Raw genomic sequence first — 17,993 nt, 5'->3', positions numbered from 1 at the left:
CGGGCTGGCCGGAGGCCTGCTGAGCGGGTGCATCAACACGGAGTTCGGGTGCAAGGGGTTTCCGGAGGGGGCGAGTTGCCAGGCGGTCTCGCAGGTCTTGGCCTTGGATCCGTCGGAGACCGGCGGGTACTTGTCCGCTGAAGGCGGGCGGCCGAGCGGCTGGCGCAGATCCGGCAAATCCTCGGGCCCATCGGGCTCCAGCTGGCGCCCGTCGAGCCCCAGGCCTTGCTCGCGGTGCTGCACGAGTTGCTGAATCCCGGCCATCCCGCGGCGGATGCGCCGCCGGGCTACGACCCGCGGACGCCGCTGGCCGCGCAGGCGGTGCGGTACGACACGCGGATCGCGGTGGCGCCGGAGGCGCTGGAGGTGGACGGCTGGCGGGTCGGCGTCCTGAGCGTCCAGCAGTACCCCGAGCAGTGGCACGGGGGGATGCGCGAGACGATCGGCCGGAGCCTGCACGCGCTGGAGCAGATCGGCGTGCCGTGCTGGTGGTCGATGACGGCCTTGCGGCTGGATCAGCAGCGGGCGGCGGCGCAGCTCGGCAAGCGGCATGTGGTGGCCAGCAACCAGGCGTTCGGCCCGCTCGTGCGCCTGATTCCGGTGATCGGCAAGAAAAAAGAGCATCTGGACCGGATGATGCACGCCGTCACGGAGGGGCGGCATCTCTGGGCGGTGGGCCATCAGCTCGTGCTCTATGCGCCGGAGCCGGCCGCCCTGGATGAGGCGGTGGAGAGCGCGACGGCGTTGTTCCGCGGGCTCGGCTGGCAGTTGCAGCGCGACCGCTACATCGGCCTCATCCAGTGGCTGGCGGCGCTGCCGATGCAGGCGACGCCCGACGCCGAGGAGGCGCGGTCCCGGCTGCGGCGGCTCAAGACGCTGCATAGCGCCGTCGCCGCGGCGGTCGCGCCCATCGTCGGGGACTGGAAGGGCACGCCGCAGCGGCCGGTGCTCCTGTACACCAGCCGGAGCGGCCAGCTCGTGGCGTACGACCTGTACGCGAATCCCAGCGGGAATTACAACGTCTGCGTCGCGGCCAAGTCCGGCGCCGGCAAGAGCTTCTGGGTGAACGACCTGATCCGGGCGTATCTCTCGATCGGCGGCCGGGTCTGGATGATCGACGCGGGGAATTCCTACCGGACGCTGGCGGACCTGCTGGGCGAGCGGGCGGCGTACATCCAATGGTCGAAGGAAGCGAAGGCGCTGGCCCTCAATCCGTTCGCGGCGGCGACGGACCGCGAGCCGGAGACGGTCACGCAGATCCGCGGGGTCCTCGGGCAGATGGCCTGTCCCTCGCGCGCGCTGAGCGACTGGGAGCGCGCGGTCCTGGACGAGGTGGTGGCGGCGGCGCTCGAGGCTTCCGGCGCGGAGGCCACGGTGACGGAGGTCCGGGACCGGCTCAAGGCGATCGCCGATTCCCGCGCCGCGGACCTGGCGACGCAGCTGTCGCCCTACGCGCGGGGCGGGATGTACGCGGAGTGGTTTCACCGCTCGGGCCGGCTCCCGTGGGACGCGCCGTTCATCGTGCTGGAGCTGGACGGCCTCCAGCAGCAGCAGGAGCTGCGCAGCGTGATCCTCATGCAGCTGCTGCTGGCGATTCAGCAGGAGATGTACCTGGGCGACCGCGCGACGCGGAAGCTCTGCGCGATGGACGAGGCCTGGGATCTCCTGAGCAAGGCGGGGCATACCGCCGACTTTTTCGAGACCGGCGTGCGGCGCGTGCGGAAATACAACGGGTCCATCATCGTGATCACGCAGGGCGTGGACGACTTCTATCACAAGCTGGGGCAGGTCGGCCGGGCGCTGCTGCAGAACAGCGATTATCTCGTGTTGCCGATGCAGAAACCGGAGTCCATCGCGGCGATCAAGCAGCAGGAGCAGCTCGCGATGAGCGAGGGCGAACTCAAGCTGCTGGAGACGGTGTTCAAGACGGACGAGTACGCCGAGTTCATGTTCTGCCTGCCCGGCGGCCGGGAGGTCCTCCGGCATGTCGTGGACGAGGAGAGCAAGCTCATCTACACGACGAAAGCCGACGACCTGGCGGCGATCGCGCGGGTGGCCCGCGAGGAGGGCGTGACCCGCCTGGAGGCGATCCGGCGCTTGGTAGCCCGGCGGGCGGCGCACGTGGGCGGGCTCGCGGCCGCGCCGGAGCCCGGGCCGACGGCGGGCGCCGCCGCGGGGAGGCCGATGAAGCCCGCATGGGGAGACAGAATCCGCGCGCAGGTCTTGCGCGGGGCGGCCTGGTGCGCGAGACCGGCGGTCCGCACCCCCGCGGCCGTCCTGGGCCTCGTGCTCGCGCTTGGGTTAGCGGCCTCGCCCTGGGGCCAGCTGCTTGTGCGGGTGGACGAGTCCTGGCCGCACCATCGCGTGTTCTGGCTGTGGCGCGACGACGAGGCGATCGAGCGGGGGGATCTCGTGGCCTTCGTGATGACGGAGGACCTGGCCGCGCGGCTCACGCCGCCCGACGCGCGGACGCGGGAATACGTCCGAGTGGGGCAGCTCTATCTCAAGCGGGTGCTCGGCCTGCCGGGCGACCGCGTGACGGTCGAGCCGCTGGCGGGCGGGCGGGCGCGGATCCGGATCAACGGGATCGTGGTGGGGGAGACCCTGGGCCGGGACCGGTTGGGGCGGCCGATCGGGACCGGGCCGCTCGATCCGGTGATTCCGCCCGGCTCGTACTATCTCGCGCTGGACTATCCCCGGTCGTTCGACTCACGCTATCTGGGCTATGTATCGGCGGGGCTGATCGAAGGGCGGGTGGTGCCCCTATGGTGAATCGGCAGCGAATTGTCAGGCTCGTCGCCGCGGCGGTGGGCGTGTTGCTGGCGCTGGCGGCGGCGCTGGGTGCGGGCCGTCCCGCCTGGGCCGAGGCCTCAGCCGCGCGGGCGGCCGAGGCGGCCGCGGCGGCGGGCGCGCGCTGGCGGAGCAGGCCCTGCGGCCGCCGGGCGCGGCCGGAGCGCTGCGGCCCGCCGGGCCCGGCGTCTACGTCGTGATCACCTGGGGTCTGGAGGATCGGGAGCTGGAGACGCTGATGAGCCAGGCGCGCCGGGTGGGCTATCCCGTCGTAGCACGGGGCGTCTGGCGCGGGTCGCTGCCGGAGACGATCGCCCGGCTCAAGCGCCTGGCCGGGGAGCGGGGTGAGCGGGCGCCCGCGATGACGATCGACCCGCCCCTCATTCGGGCGGCGGGCGTCGAAGCAGCCCCGGCGCTGATCCTACGCGGCGCCTCGCGCGCGTGCGTGATCGCCGGGCGGAGGCCGCTTGGGGACCTAATCGCCCGGGCGGCGCGGGAATGGCCGGCCTTCCGGCCCTGGGCGGACGCGGCCCAGCGGGCGCTGGCGCGCCGCGCGGAGGAGCCGGGCCGGCTGGAGGGGCTCGCCTGGCCGGGCGAGCCGCCGGCCTGTCGGGTGCGCCTGGAGCCGCCGCCGGTGCCCTTCGCGGAGCCGGACCTCGGAGAGGCGATGCGGGAGGCGGTGCTCCGGCACGATTGGGCCGGGGAGCTGGCGCGGGCGCGCGAGCGGGCGGCCCAGCGCCTCCGCGAGGGGCCGGGCCTGGCGCTGCCGCGCGCCGCGCGGCCGAGCGGCGCCTCGTGGATCCGACCGTGGAGGTCCAGGAGCGGGTCGTCGAGCCGCGCACGCAGCAGGTGCTCGCCGAGCCCGGCCGCCGGATCAACCCGGTGGCCGTGGTGCCCTGGACGGAGGAGCTGGTCATTCTGGACGGCGCGGACCCCGCGCAGGTGGCGTGGGCGGACGCGCGGCTCGCGCGGGCCGGGCCCGCGCGGGTGTTGATCGCCCGCGGCGACGCGGCGGCCCTCATGCGGCGCTGGCGGCGCCCGGTCCAGTGGCTGCCGCCGGAATTGGTGGACCGGCTGGGGCTGACGGCGCTCCCGCGGCGGTGCGCGCCCAAGGACAGCAGCTGGAGGTGGAGACCGATGTCGTGCAAGACTGACCCGGAGGCGCCGGGGCGCGGCTGCCGGCGGGCGCCCTGGGTGTGCGTGCTGGCCGCGGCGGCGGCGATCGGGCTCGGGGCCCTGGGCCTGCCGGCGCCGGCGCGGGCCGCGTGCGGCGCGGACCCCGCGAACGCCACGATCCTGACCGCGCTCGCCACGATCTGCTGGGACTGCCTGTTTCCGATCTCGCTCTTCAGCGTGCCGATCGATCCCGGGAGTGCCGAGGCGGCCACCGCACCGGCGGTGGGCCCCGGGCTCCCGTTCCCGTCGCCCAATCCCTATCCGCCGCCCGCCCTCTGCTCGTGCGTGTGCATTCTGCCGGGGGTCTGCCTGCCGGGCATTCCGATCGGCTATTGGGAGCCGCGGCACCTGATCGAGGTCGTGCATGAGCCGTTCTGTTTTCCGGCCCTCGGGATCGACCTCTCCGACGCCGTCATGGATTTCCTCATCCGCGGCGACCAGCAAACCGGGCATGACGAGGCGACCGATCACCAGAACGCCCACTACGCGCACGTCCATTTCATCGTGTTTCCGGCGCTGAAGGTCTTCAGTCTCTTGATGGACGTGCTGTGCCTCAACGCCGGGGCGCAGACGGGCGAGCTGGACCTGCTCTACCTCTCGGAGATCGATCCGCTCTGGACGGCGGACGTGCTGGCGGCGCTGGTGTTCCCGGAGACGCTCCTGTTCGCGAACCCGATCGCCGGGGCGGCCTGCGCCGGGGACGCGATCGCCGCGAGCCTCGACGCGCCGCTCGATCCCCTGTTCTGGTGCGCGGGCGGCTGGGGCCAGCTCTATCCGCCGGCCGGCCGGCAGAACAACACGAGCGGCGGGAATTTGGCGGTGCAGCCGCTCCTGTGGGCGCGGGTGCTGACCAAGCTCGCGCGGGCGGGCACGGAGCCGTGGGCCGCCGCCAACGGGGCCCTGCTGTGCCAGGATCTGCCGACCTTCGTGCTGGTCAAGTCGCAGTACAAGTGGCAGCTGCTGGACCCGGTGGCCTACGACGCGGCGAAATGCTGTCCCAAGCTCGGCGCCTCGCAGGCGCTCTGGGAATGGGGGAAGACCATCCCGGTGGAGGGGGAATCGCATGTGTGGCTCCTGTGGCGGCGGCAAAACTGCTGCATGCTGTAGCGCCGGCTCGCGGCCCTGCCGGGCGCGCGGGCTGCTCGCTGCGGCGCTCGCCCTCGCCGTGGCGGCCGCGCCGGGCCCCGTCCTGGCGGAGTGGGCCTGGGACCGGACGCGCGAGGGGTGGTTCTGGTACGAGGACCCGCCCGCGGCCCGGGAGGTGCCGCCGGAAGCGCAGCGGCCCGAGCCGGAGCCGGCCGATCCGCGGGATCCGGCCGTGCGCGAGGGCCTCAAGCGCTGGCCGGTGGACGAGGCGAGGCTCGCGCAACTGCCGGTCGCCTGGCTGCGCGCGCTGCAGGACGCGAAGCTCGAGCGGGCGCTGGAGGACTTCACGCCGGAGGCCGCGCGCGAGTACCTGCTGGTCCACCGGGAGCATTTCCGCCGGTCGCAGGCGTTCACGGACCTGTGGCGGCTGGTGCTGTACACGCATCCCGAGCTGGACCCGGCCGCGGCGCATCCGGTCTCGACCGCGGGGCTCAAGGTGGCGGACGCGCTGGAGCGGGAGGCCCGGCAGGCGCAGCTGGCCGCCTGGGCCGAGCGGGCCGGGCTGTATTTCTTCTTCCGCAGCACCTGCCCATACTGCCGGGCCTTCGCCCCGGTGCTCAAGCTGTTCGCGGACACGCACGGCTGGCGCGTGCTGCCGATCACGCAAGACGGCCGGGGGCTGCCGGAGTTTCCGGACGCGCGGCCGGATGAGGGCGTGGGCGACGCGATCGGCGTCCGGGCGGTGCCGGCGGTGTACGTGGCGATTCCCGAGGAACGGTTTCTCGCGCCGGTGGGGCAGGGGATGCTCACGCTGGCCGAGTTGGAGGACCGCGTGCTGGCGGTGCTCGAGAACCGCGCGCGGCTCGCGCGCAAGGAGGAGGGGCGATGATGGAGATGATGAGGAGGATCCTCACGGGGCGCGGGCGCCGCGCGGGCCGGCTCGCGCGGGCCGGCGTGGTGGCGGCGCTGGCGCTGGCCTGGCCGGGCACGGCCGCGGCGGCGATCGACGATTCGCTCAACGCGTTTTTCACCGACCTGCAGGGGGCGGTGACCGGGACCGCGGCGGGCGCGTATCAGAGCCAATCCCGCGGGTATCTGACGGGCGGCGCGCTCTCGGCGCGGGTGCCGATGCAGAGCGTGCAGCTCGCCGCGGTCCAGCCGCCCCGCTTCAACCTGGGCTGCAACGGCTTCGACGCGACCTTCGGGGGGCTCTCCTACGTGTCGCTGAACCGGTTCCTCCAGCTGCTCCAGCAGCTCGGCACCGGCGCCGTGGCCGGGTTCGCGTTTCAGCTGGCCATGGAGTACCTCTCGCCGACGATCGGGAGCGTGCTGTCGAAAATGGAGGCCGCCGCGCGCTTCATCAACACGCAGCTCAACGTGGCGCCCTGCCAGACGGGCATGCAGGTCGGGCAGGCGCTCTTCAACGCCCTCGACGGGACGGGGTCCACCGACGTGCCGGCGCTCTCGCAGCGGTGGCGGGCGCTGCAGGGCCTCATCTCCGATCCAGTCGAGGGCGCGGAGCAGCAGGCCACCCGGACCAAGGCGGACGTGGCGGCCGAGCTGGCGGGCGATCCGCAGTGGACGATCCTGGGGAATGTCGTGTGGCAGGCGCTGCGGGAGGGATTTCCGGCGATGGAGCCGGACGAGGCCCGGTTGATCATGAGCCTCGTGGGCACGACGGTGATGGACGACACGGGCACGGAGAAGCACTATCCGCCCTTGCTCACGGTCGAGGACCTGCTGGATGCGGTCCCGGGCCAAGTCTACCACGTGTATCAGTGTCCCGAGCCGACGCAATGCCTGACGCCGCAGCAGGTGACCGAGACGAATCTGACGGGCATGGTCCAGCGCGTGGAGGCGACCATGACGGGCATCGCGGCGAATCTCCAGACGCAGACCCCGCTGACGCCCGCCCAACAGGACTGGCTCCAGCAGACCAGCCTGCCCGTGTACGTGCTGTTCAAACAGTACCTGCACGATCCGAATGCCATGACCCGGTTCGCGGCCGCGAGCGCGCGGCTGGTCGCGGCGGAGGCGATCCGGCACTACGTCTGGAACCTCACCCGGCGCGTGTCGGCCGGGGTGGCCGCCTTCAAGCAGCGCCATCCGCACGCGGACGTCGATCTCTCGGTGGTGCGCGCGGGCCTCCGAGCCGTGGAGGCCGATGCGCAGGAGATCGCGCGCAAGGAGGCTCAGCGGATCGCGGCGAACCTGCGGATCACCACGGAAATGCTGCACCAAGCGGAGTGGACGCGGAGGATGCGGTGACCTGGACGATCTACGCCTTCGGCGACGGCGACCTGCTGGCGAACGTGCTGACCGCCGTCGCGCTGCTGGTGAACGGCGCCCTGGGCAGCCTCACCCGCGCGGCGGCGCTCGTGGGACTGCTGGTGGCGCTGGGCATGACCGCGGTGCGGGCCATCGACTGGCCGCGGTTTGCGGGCTGGTTCGTCGGGTTTGCGCTGGTCTTCGTCTCGCTCATTCAGCTCCGGGTGGCGGTGGCGGTGGAGGATGTGGTGGACAGCCGGATCCCGCCGCGGATCGTGGGCGACGTGCCGCTGATCGTCGCGCTCCCCGCGGCCGCCGCGAGCCAGATCAGCTATCAGTTGACCAATCTGGCGACCGCGCTCCAGCTCAACGGGGAATTGGGGGGCGACGTGCTGCTGCGCCCCACGGCGAACGTGCAGGCGCTCTTGGAGAGCGCGCTGGCGCCGGGGGACCTGCACGCGAACCTCGTCAATTACCTGCACGACTGCGTCGTGCGCGAGGGATCCGGCATCTCCCAGGTCCTCGCCGCGAACAACCCCGATCTCTTCGCCGCGATCCAAAGCAACGATTTCGGCAACATGGTGCCGCTCATCGTCAACGGCCAGGAGGCCGGCGCGCTCTCCTGCGCGGACATGTACACGACGGTGCTCACGCCGCGGCTGGCGCCGCCCACGGAAGGCCAAGACGCGGGCCTCGATGCCACGCTGAGAGGGCTCAAGTGCCGCCTGCTCGGCGGGCGGTCGCTGGTCACGCCGGGGGGCACGGTGCCCCCGTGCGGGAGCGGTCCCCTGAGCGACGCCTGGGCGGCTCTCCAACCCTCGCTCGACGCGTTGCACTTGAACAACGCGGGCGCGGTCAGCCCCGAGCAAATCTTCACCACGGTCATCATCGCCAAGTCGTGGCACGAGGCGCAGATGGACCTGGCGCGCGAGCACCGCGACCCGGCCAGCGCGATGGCGATCGCCAACGACGCGCTGCTCAAGCAGCTGGAGATCCAGGCTCAGACCGGGCGGGAGGTCGCGAAGGCGGGGCTCCTGCGGCAGATCCGGGCGCTTGCCGACGGCCTCGTGTACCTGGGCGCGCCGATTCTGCTCGCGCTCGCCGTGACGCCGTTCGTCTGGCGGGCGCTGGGGCTCTACGCGCGGCTGTTCGTGTGGCTGATGCTGTGGGGGCCCATCCAGGCCATCGTCCACTTCATCGTCATGGGCGTGGCGGTGTCGGACGTGACCGCCGCCGGCACCGCCATCACGCTCGGAACGCTGGACGACGTGTACCGGCAGATCGTGCAGGCCAACGCGACCGGCTACGACGTGATGATCGCCGTGCCGGGGATCGCGCTCGCGCTGGCCTGGGGCGGGGTGGGCGCGATCGGCGGCGTGCTCGGCGGGGCCGCGGGCGGCGTGCTGGCCACCGGGACGGGCCTCCGCCAGCGCGTCGAGGCCGGCGAGGAAGTGACGGCCTCGGCGTTCGCGAAATCCGCGGCACTCGCGGACCCGCTCAAGCGCCCGCCGAACATGACCGGCATCGGGGCCGACGACTGGCAGCGGCACTGGAACACGACGGCCGTGACACGCGGCCTCTCGGGCACGACCGTGCGTCCGGGCGACGGCCGGATGATGACGGTCATGAAGGACGGGTCCATCAAGATCGCCTCGCCCACGCAGGAGGTCTCCATCACGCCGGAGGGCCACAAGTCCGGCTGGCAGGTGCTGGACCAGACTGTCACCGTGCAGACGCCGGCGGGATCCTACACGGTGCCGCAGGGCGCGTTCGTGCGCTGGACGGGGAACGGGGCCGACGTGGAGCTGCCGAGCATGGAAGATCCACTCACGCATCAACTCGTCAAGCCCCGCGGGGTCTTCGCCCAGGACCCCAATGCGCCGGGCGGCTTCGGGAAGCTGACGCAAACCACATGGGAGACCACTCTGAAGGGCCTGACGTACCAGGCGGTGCAAAGCCCGGACGGGACCATCAGCTATCGGATCCAGGGGCGGACGGATCTGCGGGTGGAGACCGCCGGCGGCCGGTCCTTCGAGACGGCGGGAACCATTCATGCGGCGGCCGTCGCGACGCCCGACGGGCGCGGCGGCCATGAGGTTCAGGTCGCGCAAGCGCGGGTGGACTATATCGGCCCCGACGGGCAGCACCACGTGGAGGACGGGCTCCTCCGGGTGCCGGGCCATGTGACCCCGGACCCGGACAATCCTGAGAAGAAGATCGCCGGCCTGACGCTGTTCCGGCCGTACGCGGGATCCGCGTCGAACATCGTCCGCGCCAACACCGCCTCTCCCATCACAATCGGCGAGGTCCGCGGCACCGTGACCATGGAAACCGTGACCGGGCCGGACGGCGCGCAGGTGACGCAGGCGGAGTTCACGCTGGACAACGGCCTGACCTATAAACTCTTCATCCCCAGCGATGCCAAGCCGGATCGGGATGGCAAGGTGACCGTGGCGGGCCAGGTGGACGGCGTGCTGCGGCGGACACGCGTGGTGGGTGGAGGCCTCCCGGAGGGCACCGTCGTCGATCTGCCGGTGAACCATGCCGCCGTGCTCGTGCAGATCCCCGCCGGCAAGTTCGATCCGGAGACGCTCGCTCGCGCGCTCGAACAGGCCCGCGTGCGGGCGCTGACCGCCCAGGTTCCCGATCCGGATGATCCGACGCGGACGATGAATCTGACGGTCAACGATCTCCTGCCCTTTGGCTCGCCCGCCGGCGAGGTGGGGGTGCCTACGATCACCGTCGATGGGCAAGAGTACGCCTTTCCAGCCATCCCGCGTCCGGCAGACGCCGGTCCGACGGCATTGGTGTCGAGTGCGGGCTCCGCCACCACGGAACCGGTGCGGATCGCGCTCGGGCATGCCGATTGGAAGGGACACGTCGAGGCGGTCGGCGAGACCAAGGTCACTTCCCGTGGCGACGGCAGCCAGCAACTGTCGGCGTATCGCGCGAATATGTACTATGTCTCGCCCAGCGGGCAACAGACGTATCTGGGATTCGGCGACGTGACAGCCATGCGCCGGGACAACGGAGAGTGGGCGCTGCAAAACCTCAATGCGCAGCGGGGCTCGTTCGTGGCTGAGAAACACAAGCTGGAGGCGACCGTCACCGAGCGGGTCGCGAAGGGCGTGTTCGCCAACGTGACCAGGACGGTCGATCTGGCGACGGGACGCGTCGTGACCAGCAAGCAGGAGATCGGCGTGCGTGAGGACAACGTCGAGGCGGTGCAGAAGGCCTTCGGGTCCGGTCCCGTGCGGATGCAGCCTGGCGGAACGCTGACGATCACGAACGACGGGCGGGTCACATACGAGGGTCCGGCGGTGGTCACGCTGTCCGTGCCGCATCCGGAGACGGGGAAGCCGTCGAAGGTCACGGCGCCCGTGCAGGCGCGCCTGGAGGGCGTCAAGGATCCCAAGACCGGCAAGGCGGCGTTTCGCGCCGGCGAGATCGGCGGCGTGATCGAGGGGTCCGCCTCCACGGCCAGCATGCCGGCGTGGGTGCGCGACCGGATCGAGCGCGAGCTGGGGCCCGGGCGGCACGGCCAGGTCCGGCTGGCGCTGGGAGCCGACGGCCAGGCGCTGGTGATGCGGACGAGCGCCGGCGATTCCGCCGAGGTGCGGCAGAACGTGGTGGATGTTTCCAAACAGGCGTTCACGCGGACAGAGGGCGCCTACCAGATCGATCCCGCGACGGCGCGCAATCTCGCGCAACGCGGCGACCATCGGCTCGCGTGGGACGTGCTCGACCGCGGCCTGCCGGGCACCCAGGAGCAACGCGCGCTCGCGCAGGTCCACGCGCTGATGGAGAGCCTTGATCTGTTCTACCAGCGGCAAGGCAGCAGCACGGACGCGGTAGGGTACAGCCTGGATCCCAGCGCGGTGAAGGACCTGGCGAGAAAAGGCGTGGCCAAGGTCGCCGCCAAGCTCGGCAGCAAGGACGCCGAGGAAATCGTGGAGAAGGTGTTCGATTCGCTGAAGTTCTACGAGGTGTCGTATCAGTCGGAAGACCAGAAGCGGGTGAATCTTCTCGCGCACCAGCTGCTCGCGGCGTACTACACCGCGGACGAGCTGGCGGCGCAGGCGGCGGCGCGCTCGCCCCATGATCCGAACGCCTACGCCCGGACCTTCGAGGACGCGTACTCGAAGGGGGTGCAAGAGGTCGTCGGCGACGCGCTCGAGAGCGTCAAGGATAGGGGACGATTCAGCTTCGGCTCCACTCATCTGATTGGCAGAGCCGGGACCCAGGCAGAGAAGTTGATCAGCTCCTTAAGAGAGACAGCCGGCGGCGCGCCTCCCGAAGCGGGGTCCGGTCCTGCGGAGGCGGGAGTAGGCCCCTTGAGCGGGCTCTTCAACGCGCCCGGCGCGCTGTCTTCATGGGAACCTGTGCCGACCGAGCAGTCCCAGGCGGCGAGGCCTGAGCCGCCGGCGCCATCCGTGCTGGAAGGACGAAGACCGGAGCCGGATCCGAACGGGCCGCCTCAGGAACCCTCCGCGGCCCCGGCGGATTCGCCTCCGCGCGCGGCGGCGCCGGGCCAACCGGCCCCGCCGCAGAACACACCGAGTGCCGGCGCAGGCTCCGCGCGGCCGGCGACGCCACGCGCTGGCGCAGGGCGTTCGGGCACGCTCGCGGAGCTGGTCGATCAGCTGCCGGAGCCGGAGCGCCGTCGCTTCTGGGCTGCGATTGAGACGGACGCCAAGCTGTATTGGCAGGGCGTGTCTGATGAGCCGGCCTTCCGCCGGGGGGTGGCCTTGTCCATGGCGACCTACGTCCCGCATCTCGACGCGGGCGTCCGGACACGGCTCGCGGATGCGATCGTCGAGACGCTCAAGGCGTCCGGTCCGGTCGGAACGGCGCCGGAGGCCACACAGGATCACGCGGCAGCGTCATCCGCCGCGCCGGCTCCCGCGCCGCAGCCGGCGCCTGAAAAGCCGAACTCCGCTGCGGCCGGCCAGGCGGCCGCGCCCGCACAATCTGCAGGAGAGCCGACGGCTCCCGAATCCGCGCGGACCGCTCCGGCTTCCGCGAATGCCGCGGGTCCGGGCGCGCCTTCCCCGGCCGGCCCCGGCCGCGTCGAGCCGTCCGCGGCGGCGGCCCGCGCGAGCGGGACGTGCCCTCCGCGCAACCAAGGCCTCACGCGCGCAACGGCGCAGCGGATTCCGCGCCGAACGATCAGATCGCTCGCGTTCGCGCGCGCGGCGATGATCTGTTCGACAAATACGAGGCGTATGCGCCGGTTGTCGCGCAGTATCTCGCCGGCATGATCACGCGCGAGGAGCTGATGGAGCGAATCTACCGGATCGATCCGAGCGTCGCTGGTAAGCGCATCTATATGGCGGGATTAGCCGAGCCGCTGGATTTTACGGGCTATCGGCCGGCGGGGCAGGACGACTCGCGTTAGTGTTGACACTGCCACTCCTGAAGCTGTAGGAGTCTTGCTTCACCGATGGCGCCTGCTCATCGGTTCGTAAAACGGACTGCGCATATCAAATGGATTGTTTATGGCCGCGAGCCGCTTCCTCGTGCGTTCCCAGTCCTTTTTCCGTTGTTCGGCGTTGTACTGATCCATGCGGGCAAGCATCTCTTGCCATTCCTGCTTGATGGCTTTCCGCTCTTCGGGAGAGAGGGGGCGGTGCGGGAAGTACCTGCCGAAGGCGATGACATAGCTAAAGGCAGATACGAAGAACGTCAGGAGCATGAGGCTGAAGATCCCGCTCGGGTCAGGCTTGCCCTTGATGAGATCCAGGATGAGATGCCAAACGCTCAAGACGGTCATAGCGCCGACGACGCCAAACGCGGGCAGGTCCAGGAGCCACCACAGCGGAGACCGCAGCCGGACGCGCGCGGCGCGCTCGGGATGGACAAGCGCCCCCGGCGGGGGCGCGCTGGGCTTGCTCCACCTCCAGGCGCAGATCCGGAAGGTCACGCAGGACACGGACAGCATCATGATGAGCACCAGAATCCCTCCCGCGTGCTGTCGCCAGAACCACGCGACATCCTGCCAGCTCAACTCGGGCATGGCTCCCTCCTGGTTCGTGTGCTCTCCGCCCTGGGTTCGCCGCCGGGTTTGCTGGGAATATTACCGTAGAAGCGCGGAGGACGCAAGACGATCGTTGCGCGGCCTCGCGGGCAGGACGAGGAAGCTGGAGAACCGATCCGTCGCCCTGCCGGCGCGGCGCGGTGGGGAAAGGAGGCGTTGATGGAATCGAGTTGGCCTGGAAGTGAGCCGGGGCAGCCCACGTGGTCGCGCATGGGCTGCGCGTGCTGGCGGCCGCGGTCGGAGGCGTGGGGCCGGCGGATGCTGGCCCTTTGGCGGAGCCGCTGCATTCACGCGGCCTTTTGGAAAGGCTGGTGGACCGGCGCGGCGGTGATCGGCCTGTTGGCTGCGAGCGGGGCGGTCCAGTTCTATCTCGCGGTGTTGCGAGGGAGGTGAGGGATGGCGTTGGTCTGCGATCACGGCACGTGCGCGCGGGAATCGCTGCCGCCGGCCGCGGTCTGGTTTCTGGAGCCGTTCGGCACGCGCATGATCGCCGTCTGTATGATCCTCCGCTGGGTCGGCGGCGAGCTGCTTCTGCGGGGGATCGAGCGTCTGCCGGCGATCGACGGCGACGACCTGCGGTTGATCGCGTGGTGGAACGGGTTCGTCTGGGGGACGGTGGTCGCGCTCATCGCGGCGGCGGTCGTGAACCTCGGCGTGCAGGAAGTGTTTCTGTTGCTGCGCAACCTCCGGTAGGACCCGCGCGACGGCCCGTGGCGCGGGACCGCGCGCGTTGCGGACAGGCATGGTTGGCCATGGGCGTGTCGCTGAAAATCTGGCAATTGTTTCCCTTCTATACGGCCTTGGGCGCTGTGTGGCAAGCGGAGTTCACGCTGAAGCAGACAGGAGTTCTTGCAAAGAACCGTGAGGACGGAGGATAGGGCTCGCATGTCCGGCAAGAACCTGCGGGTGCGTTGTTGGGTTGCCGCGGGAGCGATCACGCGCTGGGTCGCCGCGGCTCGCGCGGCGGTCGCGGAGGTGTGGCCGTTCATCGCGGTCACGGTGGGCGGCTGGGCCGTGCTCGCGCTGGTCGCGCGGCTGACCCGCGGCGACGGCGTGATCCACGCGATCGAGCTGGCGTCGGCCGGCTGGCTCGTGTGGGTCCTAGCGGGACTCCGGCTCGGGGACGTGGCGATGCTGGCCGGGCTGTGCGCCGCGGTCCGGGCGAGCCGTTCAGCCGGCGCGCGACAAGGCGGCCAGCCGCTCGTTGAGCGGCGGATGGGTGAGGAGCAGGCACAGGATCGGGACGCGGCGGAGCTGAGGCCAGCCGCGATCCTCGCCGACAACGGCCAGCATCGCGCGGGCGGCCGCGGCGCCGGCCAGTCCGGCGGCCCGCCGGTCGGCGTCCAGCTCTAGCCGGCGGTTGATCGTCGCGCAGATGGCCCAGGCCAGGAGCACGCTGCCGAAGCTCGTGGGAAGCAATGTCACCAACGCGAGGCCCAGCGTCGGGAGCCAGAGCATGTGCCAGCCGAGCAGGTGTCCGGCCTCGTGCGCGAGCAGCGCGCGGCGGATCTCGGCCGGTTGGTGCGTCCAGGGACCGGCGATGAGGACGACCGGAACGAGGCCTCCACCGAACGAGCGGGCGCGGAGCGCGCGCTGGCCGCTCCGCCAGGCGATCACGCGCAGCCGCGCGGGCCAGGCCGCATCGGGCGGAAGCGGTGTCGCGCAGGCGTACAGGAATCCGGCGATGGCCAGATGGAGCGGCGGGAAGGCGAGGGCCATCCAGAGCGGCATGGCCGGCGGATCAGAAATCCGGGAGGGGGCGAACGCCCAGATGGTGAGCGCGACCCACGAGAAGGCGGCGATGAGGACTTCCAGCCGGGTGCGTTTCTGCATATCGCGTGGAGACGGCGGAACGAGCCTTTGTACTCCAGGCGGCGGTCTGGAGCAAGTCAGGGGCTGGCATCGTCAGCCCAAGGACAACTATGTCGGGCGAACGGAGTGATCCAGGTCTTTCGTGGAAAGCGGCCGCGATGGAGCTGAGCCTGATCTGGCTGGCGCCGTTGAGCGTCCTGGCGGTGGCGGTCGCCTGGGATCTGCACTGGCTGGTGGGGGCCTTCCTGGCGGTGGCCTTCGCGCGGAGCTGCGCCTGCTGATCGAGCGATCTATCCCTCTCGCCGAACCGGATGCGACTCCGCAGGCGAAGCGCAGGAACTGAGTGGACGCATGCGTTCGCTAGAACCTTCAATCCAACTGCCAAAACAGGGGAGGTCTCAACTCAACCACGCCCACCAGGCGAGCAGGCCCGCGAGCACGAGCCAGACCCACCACCAGCGCCCGCGGCGGACGGCGGCCTCCGCGTCCGCCCGCCATAACCCTTCCAGCAGATGGGCCCGCCGGCCGGCTTCCAGCGCGGCCTGCGCGCGGGGATCCTGGGGATCGCCGTAGCGCCGGCTGAACGCCCAGCTTTTGGCGCAATAGGTGAATTCGGCCAGTTCCCGCGCGCCGACCCAGCGCGGGGCCGCGCCGCGCGGTGTCCTGTCTGATCGATCGCGCCGCTCCGCCACAAGATCCTCCGCTAGGGCCGCTCCAAGGCCTCGTTGCACCAGCGGGCCCAGCCGCAGCCGCGGCAGCGGCCGCGGTGCTCGTGCGACCGGCGAACCGTCTCAGCCGTCTCGGCCAGCCGGAGGGCCTCGAGCGTCGCAAGGACCCTGGCGCGAAGTTCCGGTGTGTTGGCGAGGCGGAACACCCGCTGCTCGCCATCCGGGTCGCGGTACACCAGGATACCGTGAGACGGTTCCTCGCGGACGGCCGGGTCCCGGGCGCAGAGCAGAAAGTACGCGCCCACCTGCAGGACATCGCTCTCGTGCGGCTCGGCCGGCACCTGCCGTTTCGCCTTGAATTCGCCGACCACGAGGCGGCCCTCGCGCGTGCGGTAGGCGTGGTCGATGCTCCCGCGCAACCGGGTCACGGGATCGGCCAGGCGGCGCGCGGGAGACCAGCGCGGATCGGGCGCGAGGTCCTGCCAGAGGGTGCTCGCGCCGGCGGGCAGCCCGCGGGCCTCCAGCTCCTCCGCCGCGCGCGAGCCTCGCCGCCGGAGCCAGTAGGCGAGCCACAGGCACGCTGCGATGCCGAGAAGAATCAGCCAGGCCATCGTCCAAGGATAGTACCAGAAGAGAAGGGCCGCGCGGGCTACGCCCCATTGCGACCGCGCTGAATGCCGATGCTCAAAGTCGGACATCTGGTGCTGTTCACCGTCTGCAAGGCGTGGCCGGAGGCCTCGGCCGTGTTGGTTTGGCTTGAGCCGGCCGGGCCGTTTGCGCTCCTGCCCCGGACGGAAGCCGACCGGGCCTACAAGGTCGGGGATACGGGGTTTGCGGCTGTGCGCGAGGTAGTGGTGCCGTACCCGCGGCTCTCCCAGCGGACGCCGCATTACATCCGCCGGATCGCCGAGCTGGTCTTGTCGCCGTTGCGAGCGGAGCACCGGCTGGCGGTGACGCGCGTGGCCTATCGGCCCGGCTGGCCGCGGGCGAAGGTGCTCGTGCGGTGCGCGTCGCCGGAGGTGCTGAAGGAAGCGGTGGGGCTGCTGCCGGCGGCCCGCGCGCACCTGTCGGTCCGGCTGGTGTTGGTGCCGAAGGAGGACGAGCTGCTGGCGCAGGTGCGGGCGGCGCTGTATCCGGCGCCGCCCGAGGCCGTGCGGGCGGCGTGGCCGGACGGACGGCCGCGGCACGTGCTGCTGGACGTGGATCCGCTGGCGCGCGGCGCGGTGCTCGGGGCTCGCGGCGCCAACTTGCGGGCGGCGGCCGCGTTGCTCCGCAAGGAGCTGGAACTCATCGAGCACGCCGCCGGCGGGAATACCTGTACAGCCGGCGCAGCTTCCGGCGGCCGAGCCGGACCGCCGTCGGAAGCGGAGCACGCGGGTCCGGCGGAACTCGCGGAGACAAGGAGGAGGGAGCGATGACCACGACACACACGGACACTGCCGCGAAGCCGGCGGCGAAGCTGGCTGGCGCGGCCAAGCAACAGGCGCAGCGGGAGGCGCGCCTAGCCCGGAAGCTGGAACGGGCCGAGGATCTGGATTATCTCCTGCTCTGGCTGCGGACGCGCGACGCGCAAGTCTTGCGGAGCATGCTCTGGACGATGGACAAGGCGTGCCAGCGGGTGCGGGCGATTTGCGCCTCGCTGGACTTGCCCTTGGCAGACGGACAGGCGGCGCTGGCCAAAGCGCAGGCGTGGCTCGATCAGCTGGACGGCCTGGTCACGGCGCGCGGGGCGCAGCAAGCGTTGGCCCTGGAGCCCATGGGGACCGACGGCCTTCCGGCGGAAGGGCCGCGCACCGTGCAGGAAAAGCAGGCCTTGCGGGCCTACCGGCGCGCCATCGCCGGGCAGTACGGCGTGGATTTCTATCTCCCGCGCTCGCCGGAGGGGCGGCGCTTCGCGCTGGCGCTGACGGCGCTGGACGGCCAGCTGGTGCGGGCCCGCGCGGTGGACTCGCTGGAGGACGCCGGCGCGCTCTTGACGCAGGTCGGCCGCCTGATCCGGGAGGGGCACGAGCTGGTGACGGAGTTGGCCCAGCTGACCAAGATCCCGTACGAGCCCCATCCCATGTTGAAGCGTGCCGGCGCGGCGGAACGGGCCCGCTCGACGGTCGAGGCGATCGTGCGCGAGGCCTTCGAGACGCCGGCCGTGGAGCGCTGAG

The 17,993-nt window shown here is 71.1% G+C and carries 14 protein-coding genes and 1 pseudogene; 11 read left to right on the top strand and 4 right to left on the bottom strand.

Annotated features, from left to right (window positions below):
* Positions 1–159 precede the first annotated feature (159 nt).
* The 6 genes and pseudogenes from ACWHTU_RS12505 (at position 160) to ACWHTU_RS12480 (ending at position 12,581) form a co-directional block, all read left to right on the top strand.
* The gene (locus ACWHTU_RS12505) at positions 160–2,772 is read left to right on the top strand and encodes a TraC family protein (protein ID WP_447863356.1); all 2,613 of its coding nucleotides are present in this window, start codon (positions 160–162) and stop codon (positions 2,770–2,772) included.
* Between the two features lie 214 nt (positions 2,773–2,986).
* A pseudogene (locus ACWHTU_RS12500) lies at positions 2,987–3,211 on the top strand (TrbC family F-type conjugative pilus assembly protein); the annotation flags it as partial.
* Between the two features lie 374 nt (positions 3,212–3,585).
* Positions 3,586–5,073, top strand: coding sequence for a TraU family protein (locus ACWHTU_RS12495; protein WP_447859701.1), 1,488 nt, complete (start codon positions 3,586–3,588; stop codon positions 5,071–5,073).
* A 58-nt stretch (positions 5,074–5,131) separates the two neighbouring features.
* A complete protein-coding gene (locus tag ACWHTU_RS12490) occupies positions 5,132–5,941 on the top strand; it encodes a conjugal transfer protein TraF (RefSeq protein WP_447859700.1) in 810 nt (269 codons plus the stop codon).
* On the top strand, positions 5,938–7,320 hold the full coding sequence (locus ACWHTU_RS12485) for a conjugal transfer protein TraH (protein ID WP_447859699.1): 1,383 nt from the start codon (positions 5,938–5,940) through the stop codon (positions 7,318–7,320). Before ACWHTU_RS12490 ends, ACWHTU_RS12485 begins: the two co-directional genes overlap by 4 nt.
* On the top strand, positions 7,317–12,581 hold the full coding sequence (locus ACWHTU_RS12480) for a conjugal transfer protein TraG N-terminal domain-containing protein (RefSeq protein ID WP_447859698.1): 5,265 nt from the start codon (positions 7,317–7,319) through the stop codon (positions 12,579–12,581). Before ACWHTU_RS12485 ends, ACWHTU_RS12480 begins: the two co-directional genes overlap by 4 nt.
* Before the next feature lie 176 nt (positions 12,582–12,757).
* Here the strand turns inward: ACWHTU_RS12480 and ACWHTU_RS12475 are convergent, their stop codons facing one another.
* The gene (locus ACWHTU_RS12475) at positions 12,758–13,336 is read right to left on the bottom strand and encodes a hypothetical protein (RefSeq protein WP_447859697.1); all 579 of its coding nucleotides are present in this window, start codon (positions 13,334–13,336) and stop codon (positions 12,758–12,760) included.
* Positions 13,337–13,516: 180 nt separating this feature from the next.
* On the opposite strand from ACWHTU_RS12475, the gene ACWHTU_RS12470 reads away from it, so the two are divergent.
* Positions 13,517–13,750: a hypothetical protein gene (locus ACWHTU_RS12470; RefSeq protein WP_447859695.1), complete on the top strand. Its 234-nt coding sequence runs from the start codon at positions 13,517–13,519 to the stop codon at positions 13,748–13,750.
* Positions 13,751–13,753: 3 nt separating this feature from the next.
* A complete protein-coding gene (locus ACWHTU_RS12465; RefSeq protein WP_447859694.1) occupies positions 13,754–14,050 on the top strand; it encodes a hypothetical protein in 297 nt (98 codons plus the stop codon).
* A gap of 477 nt (positions 14,051–14,527) precedes the next feature.
* On the opposite strand, the gene ACWHTU_RS12460 is transcribed toward ACWHTU_RS12465, so the two are convergent.
* Positions 14,528–15,190, bottom strand: coding sequence for a M48 family metalloprotease (locus tag ACWHTU_RS12460; protein ID WP_447859693.1), 663 nt, complete (start codon positions 15,188–15,190; stop codon positions 14,528–14,530).
* 89 nt (positions 15,191–15,279) lie between these two features.
* On the opposite strand from ACWHTU_RS12460, the gene ACWHTU_RS12455 reads away from it, so the two are divergent.
* Positions 15,280–15,450, top strand: a complete 171-nt coding sequence (locus ACWHTU_RS12455) for a hypothetical protein (RefSeq protein WP_447859692.1) — start codon at positions 15,280–15,282, stop codon at positions 15,448–15,450.
* A gap of 117 nt (positions 15,451–15,567) precedes the next feature.
* Here ACWHTU_RS12455 and ACWHTU_RS12450 read toward each other — a convergent pair whose 3' ends face one another.
* Entirely contained in the window at positions 15,568–15,900 is a 333-nt protein-coding gene (locus ACWHTU_RS12450; protein WP_447859691.1) for a hypothetical protein, read from the bottom strand.
* Complete coding sequence (locus ACWHTU_RS12445) at positions 15,873–16,448, bottom strand: CRISPR-associated protein Cas4 (RefSeq protein ID WP_447859690.1); 576 nt, start codon at positions 16,446–16,448, stop codon at positions 15,873–15,875. The genes ACWHTU_RS12450 and ACWHTU_RS12445 overlap by 28 nt, the downstream gene beginning before the upstream one ends.
* A gap of 69 nt (positions 16,449–16,517) precedes the next feature.
* Here ACWHTU_RS12445 and ACWHTU_RS12440 point away from each other — a divergent pair, with 69 nt between their 5' ends.
* Both ACWHTU_RS12440 and ACWHTU_RS12435 read left to right on the top strand, forming a co-directional pair.
* Complete coding sequence (locus tag ACWHTU_RS12440; protein ID WP_447859689.1) at positions 16,518–17,255, top strand: hypothetical protein; 738 nt, start codon at positions 16,518–16,520, stop codon at positions 17,253–17,255.
* On the top strand, positions 17,252–17,992 hold the full coding sequence (locus tag ACWHTU_RS12435; protein ID WP_447859688.1) for a hypothetical protein: 741 nt from the start codon (positions 17,252–17,254) through the stop codon (positions 17,990–17,992). The genes ACWHTU_RS12440 and ACWHTU_RS12435 overlap by 4 nt, the downstream gene beginning before the upstream one ends.
* Position 17,993: the final 1 nt, after the last annotated feature.

Source organism: Nitrospira calida (genome assembly GCF_976986435.1).
Note: the sequence above shows the minus strand (reverse complement) of the source record. Positions and strands in the feature narration are given on the sequence as shown.

What these genes read in the sequence shown, in the direction of transcription:
- ACWHTU_RS12465 (WP_447859694.1), top strand. Translation starts at nt 13,754, where the DNA reads ATGGCGTTGGTCTGCGATCACGGCACGTGCGCGCGGGAATCGCTGCCG.
- ACWHTU_RS12470 (WP_447859695.1), top strand. Translation starts at nt 13,517, where the DNA reads ATGGAATCGAGTTGGCCTGGAAGTGAGCCGGGGCAGCCCACGTGGTCG.
- ACWHTU_RS12435 (WP_447859688.1), top strand. Translation starts at nt 17,252, where the DNA reads ATGACCACGACACACACGGACACTGCCGCGAAGCCGGCGGCGAAGCTG.
- ACWHTU_RS12445 (WP_447859690.1), bottom strand. Translation starts at nt 16,448, where the DNA reads ATGGCCTGGCTGATTCTTCTCGGCATCGCAGCGTGCCTGTGGCTCGCC.
- ACWHTU_RS12485 (WP_447859699.1), top strand. Translation starts at nt 5,938, where the DNA reads ATGATGGAGATGATGAGGAGGATCCTCACGGGGCGCGGGCGCCGCGCG.
- ACWHTU_RS12440 (WP_447859689.1), top strand. Translation starts at nt 16,518, where the DNA reads ATGCTCAAAGTCGGACATCTGGTGCTGTTCACCGTCTGCAAGGCGTGG.
- ACWHTU_RS12475 (WP_447859697.1), bottom strand. Translation starts at nt 13,336, where the DNA reads ATGCCCGAGTTGAGCTGGCAGGATGTCGCGTGGTTCTGGCGACAGCAC.
- ACWHTU_RS12460 (WP_447859693.1), bottom strand. Translation starts at nt 15,190, where the DNA reads ATGCAGAAACGCACCCGGCTGGAAGTCCTCATCGCCGCCTTCTCGTGG.
- ACWHTU_RS12455 (WP_447859692.1), top strand. Translation starts at nt 15,280, where the DNA reads ATGTCGGGCGAACGGAGTGATCCAGGTCTTTCGTGGAAAGCGGCCGCG.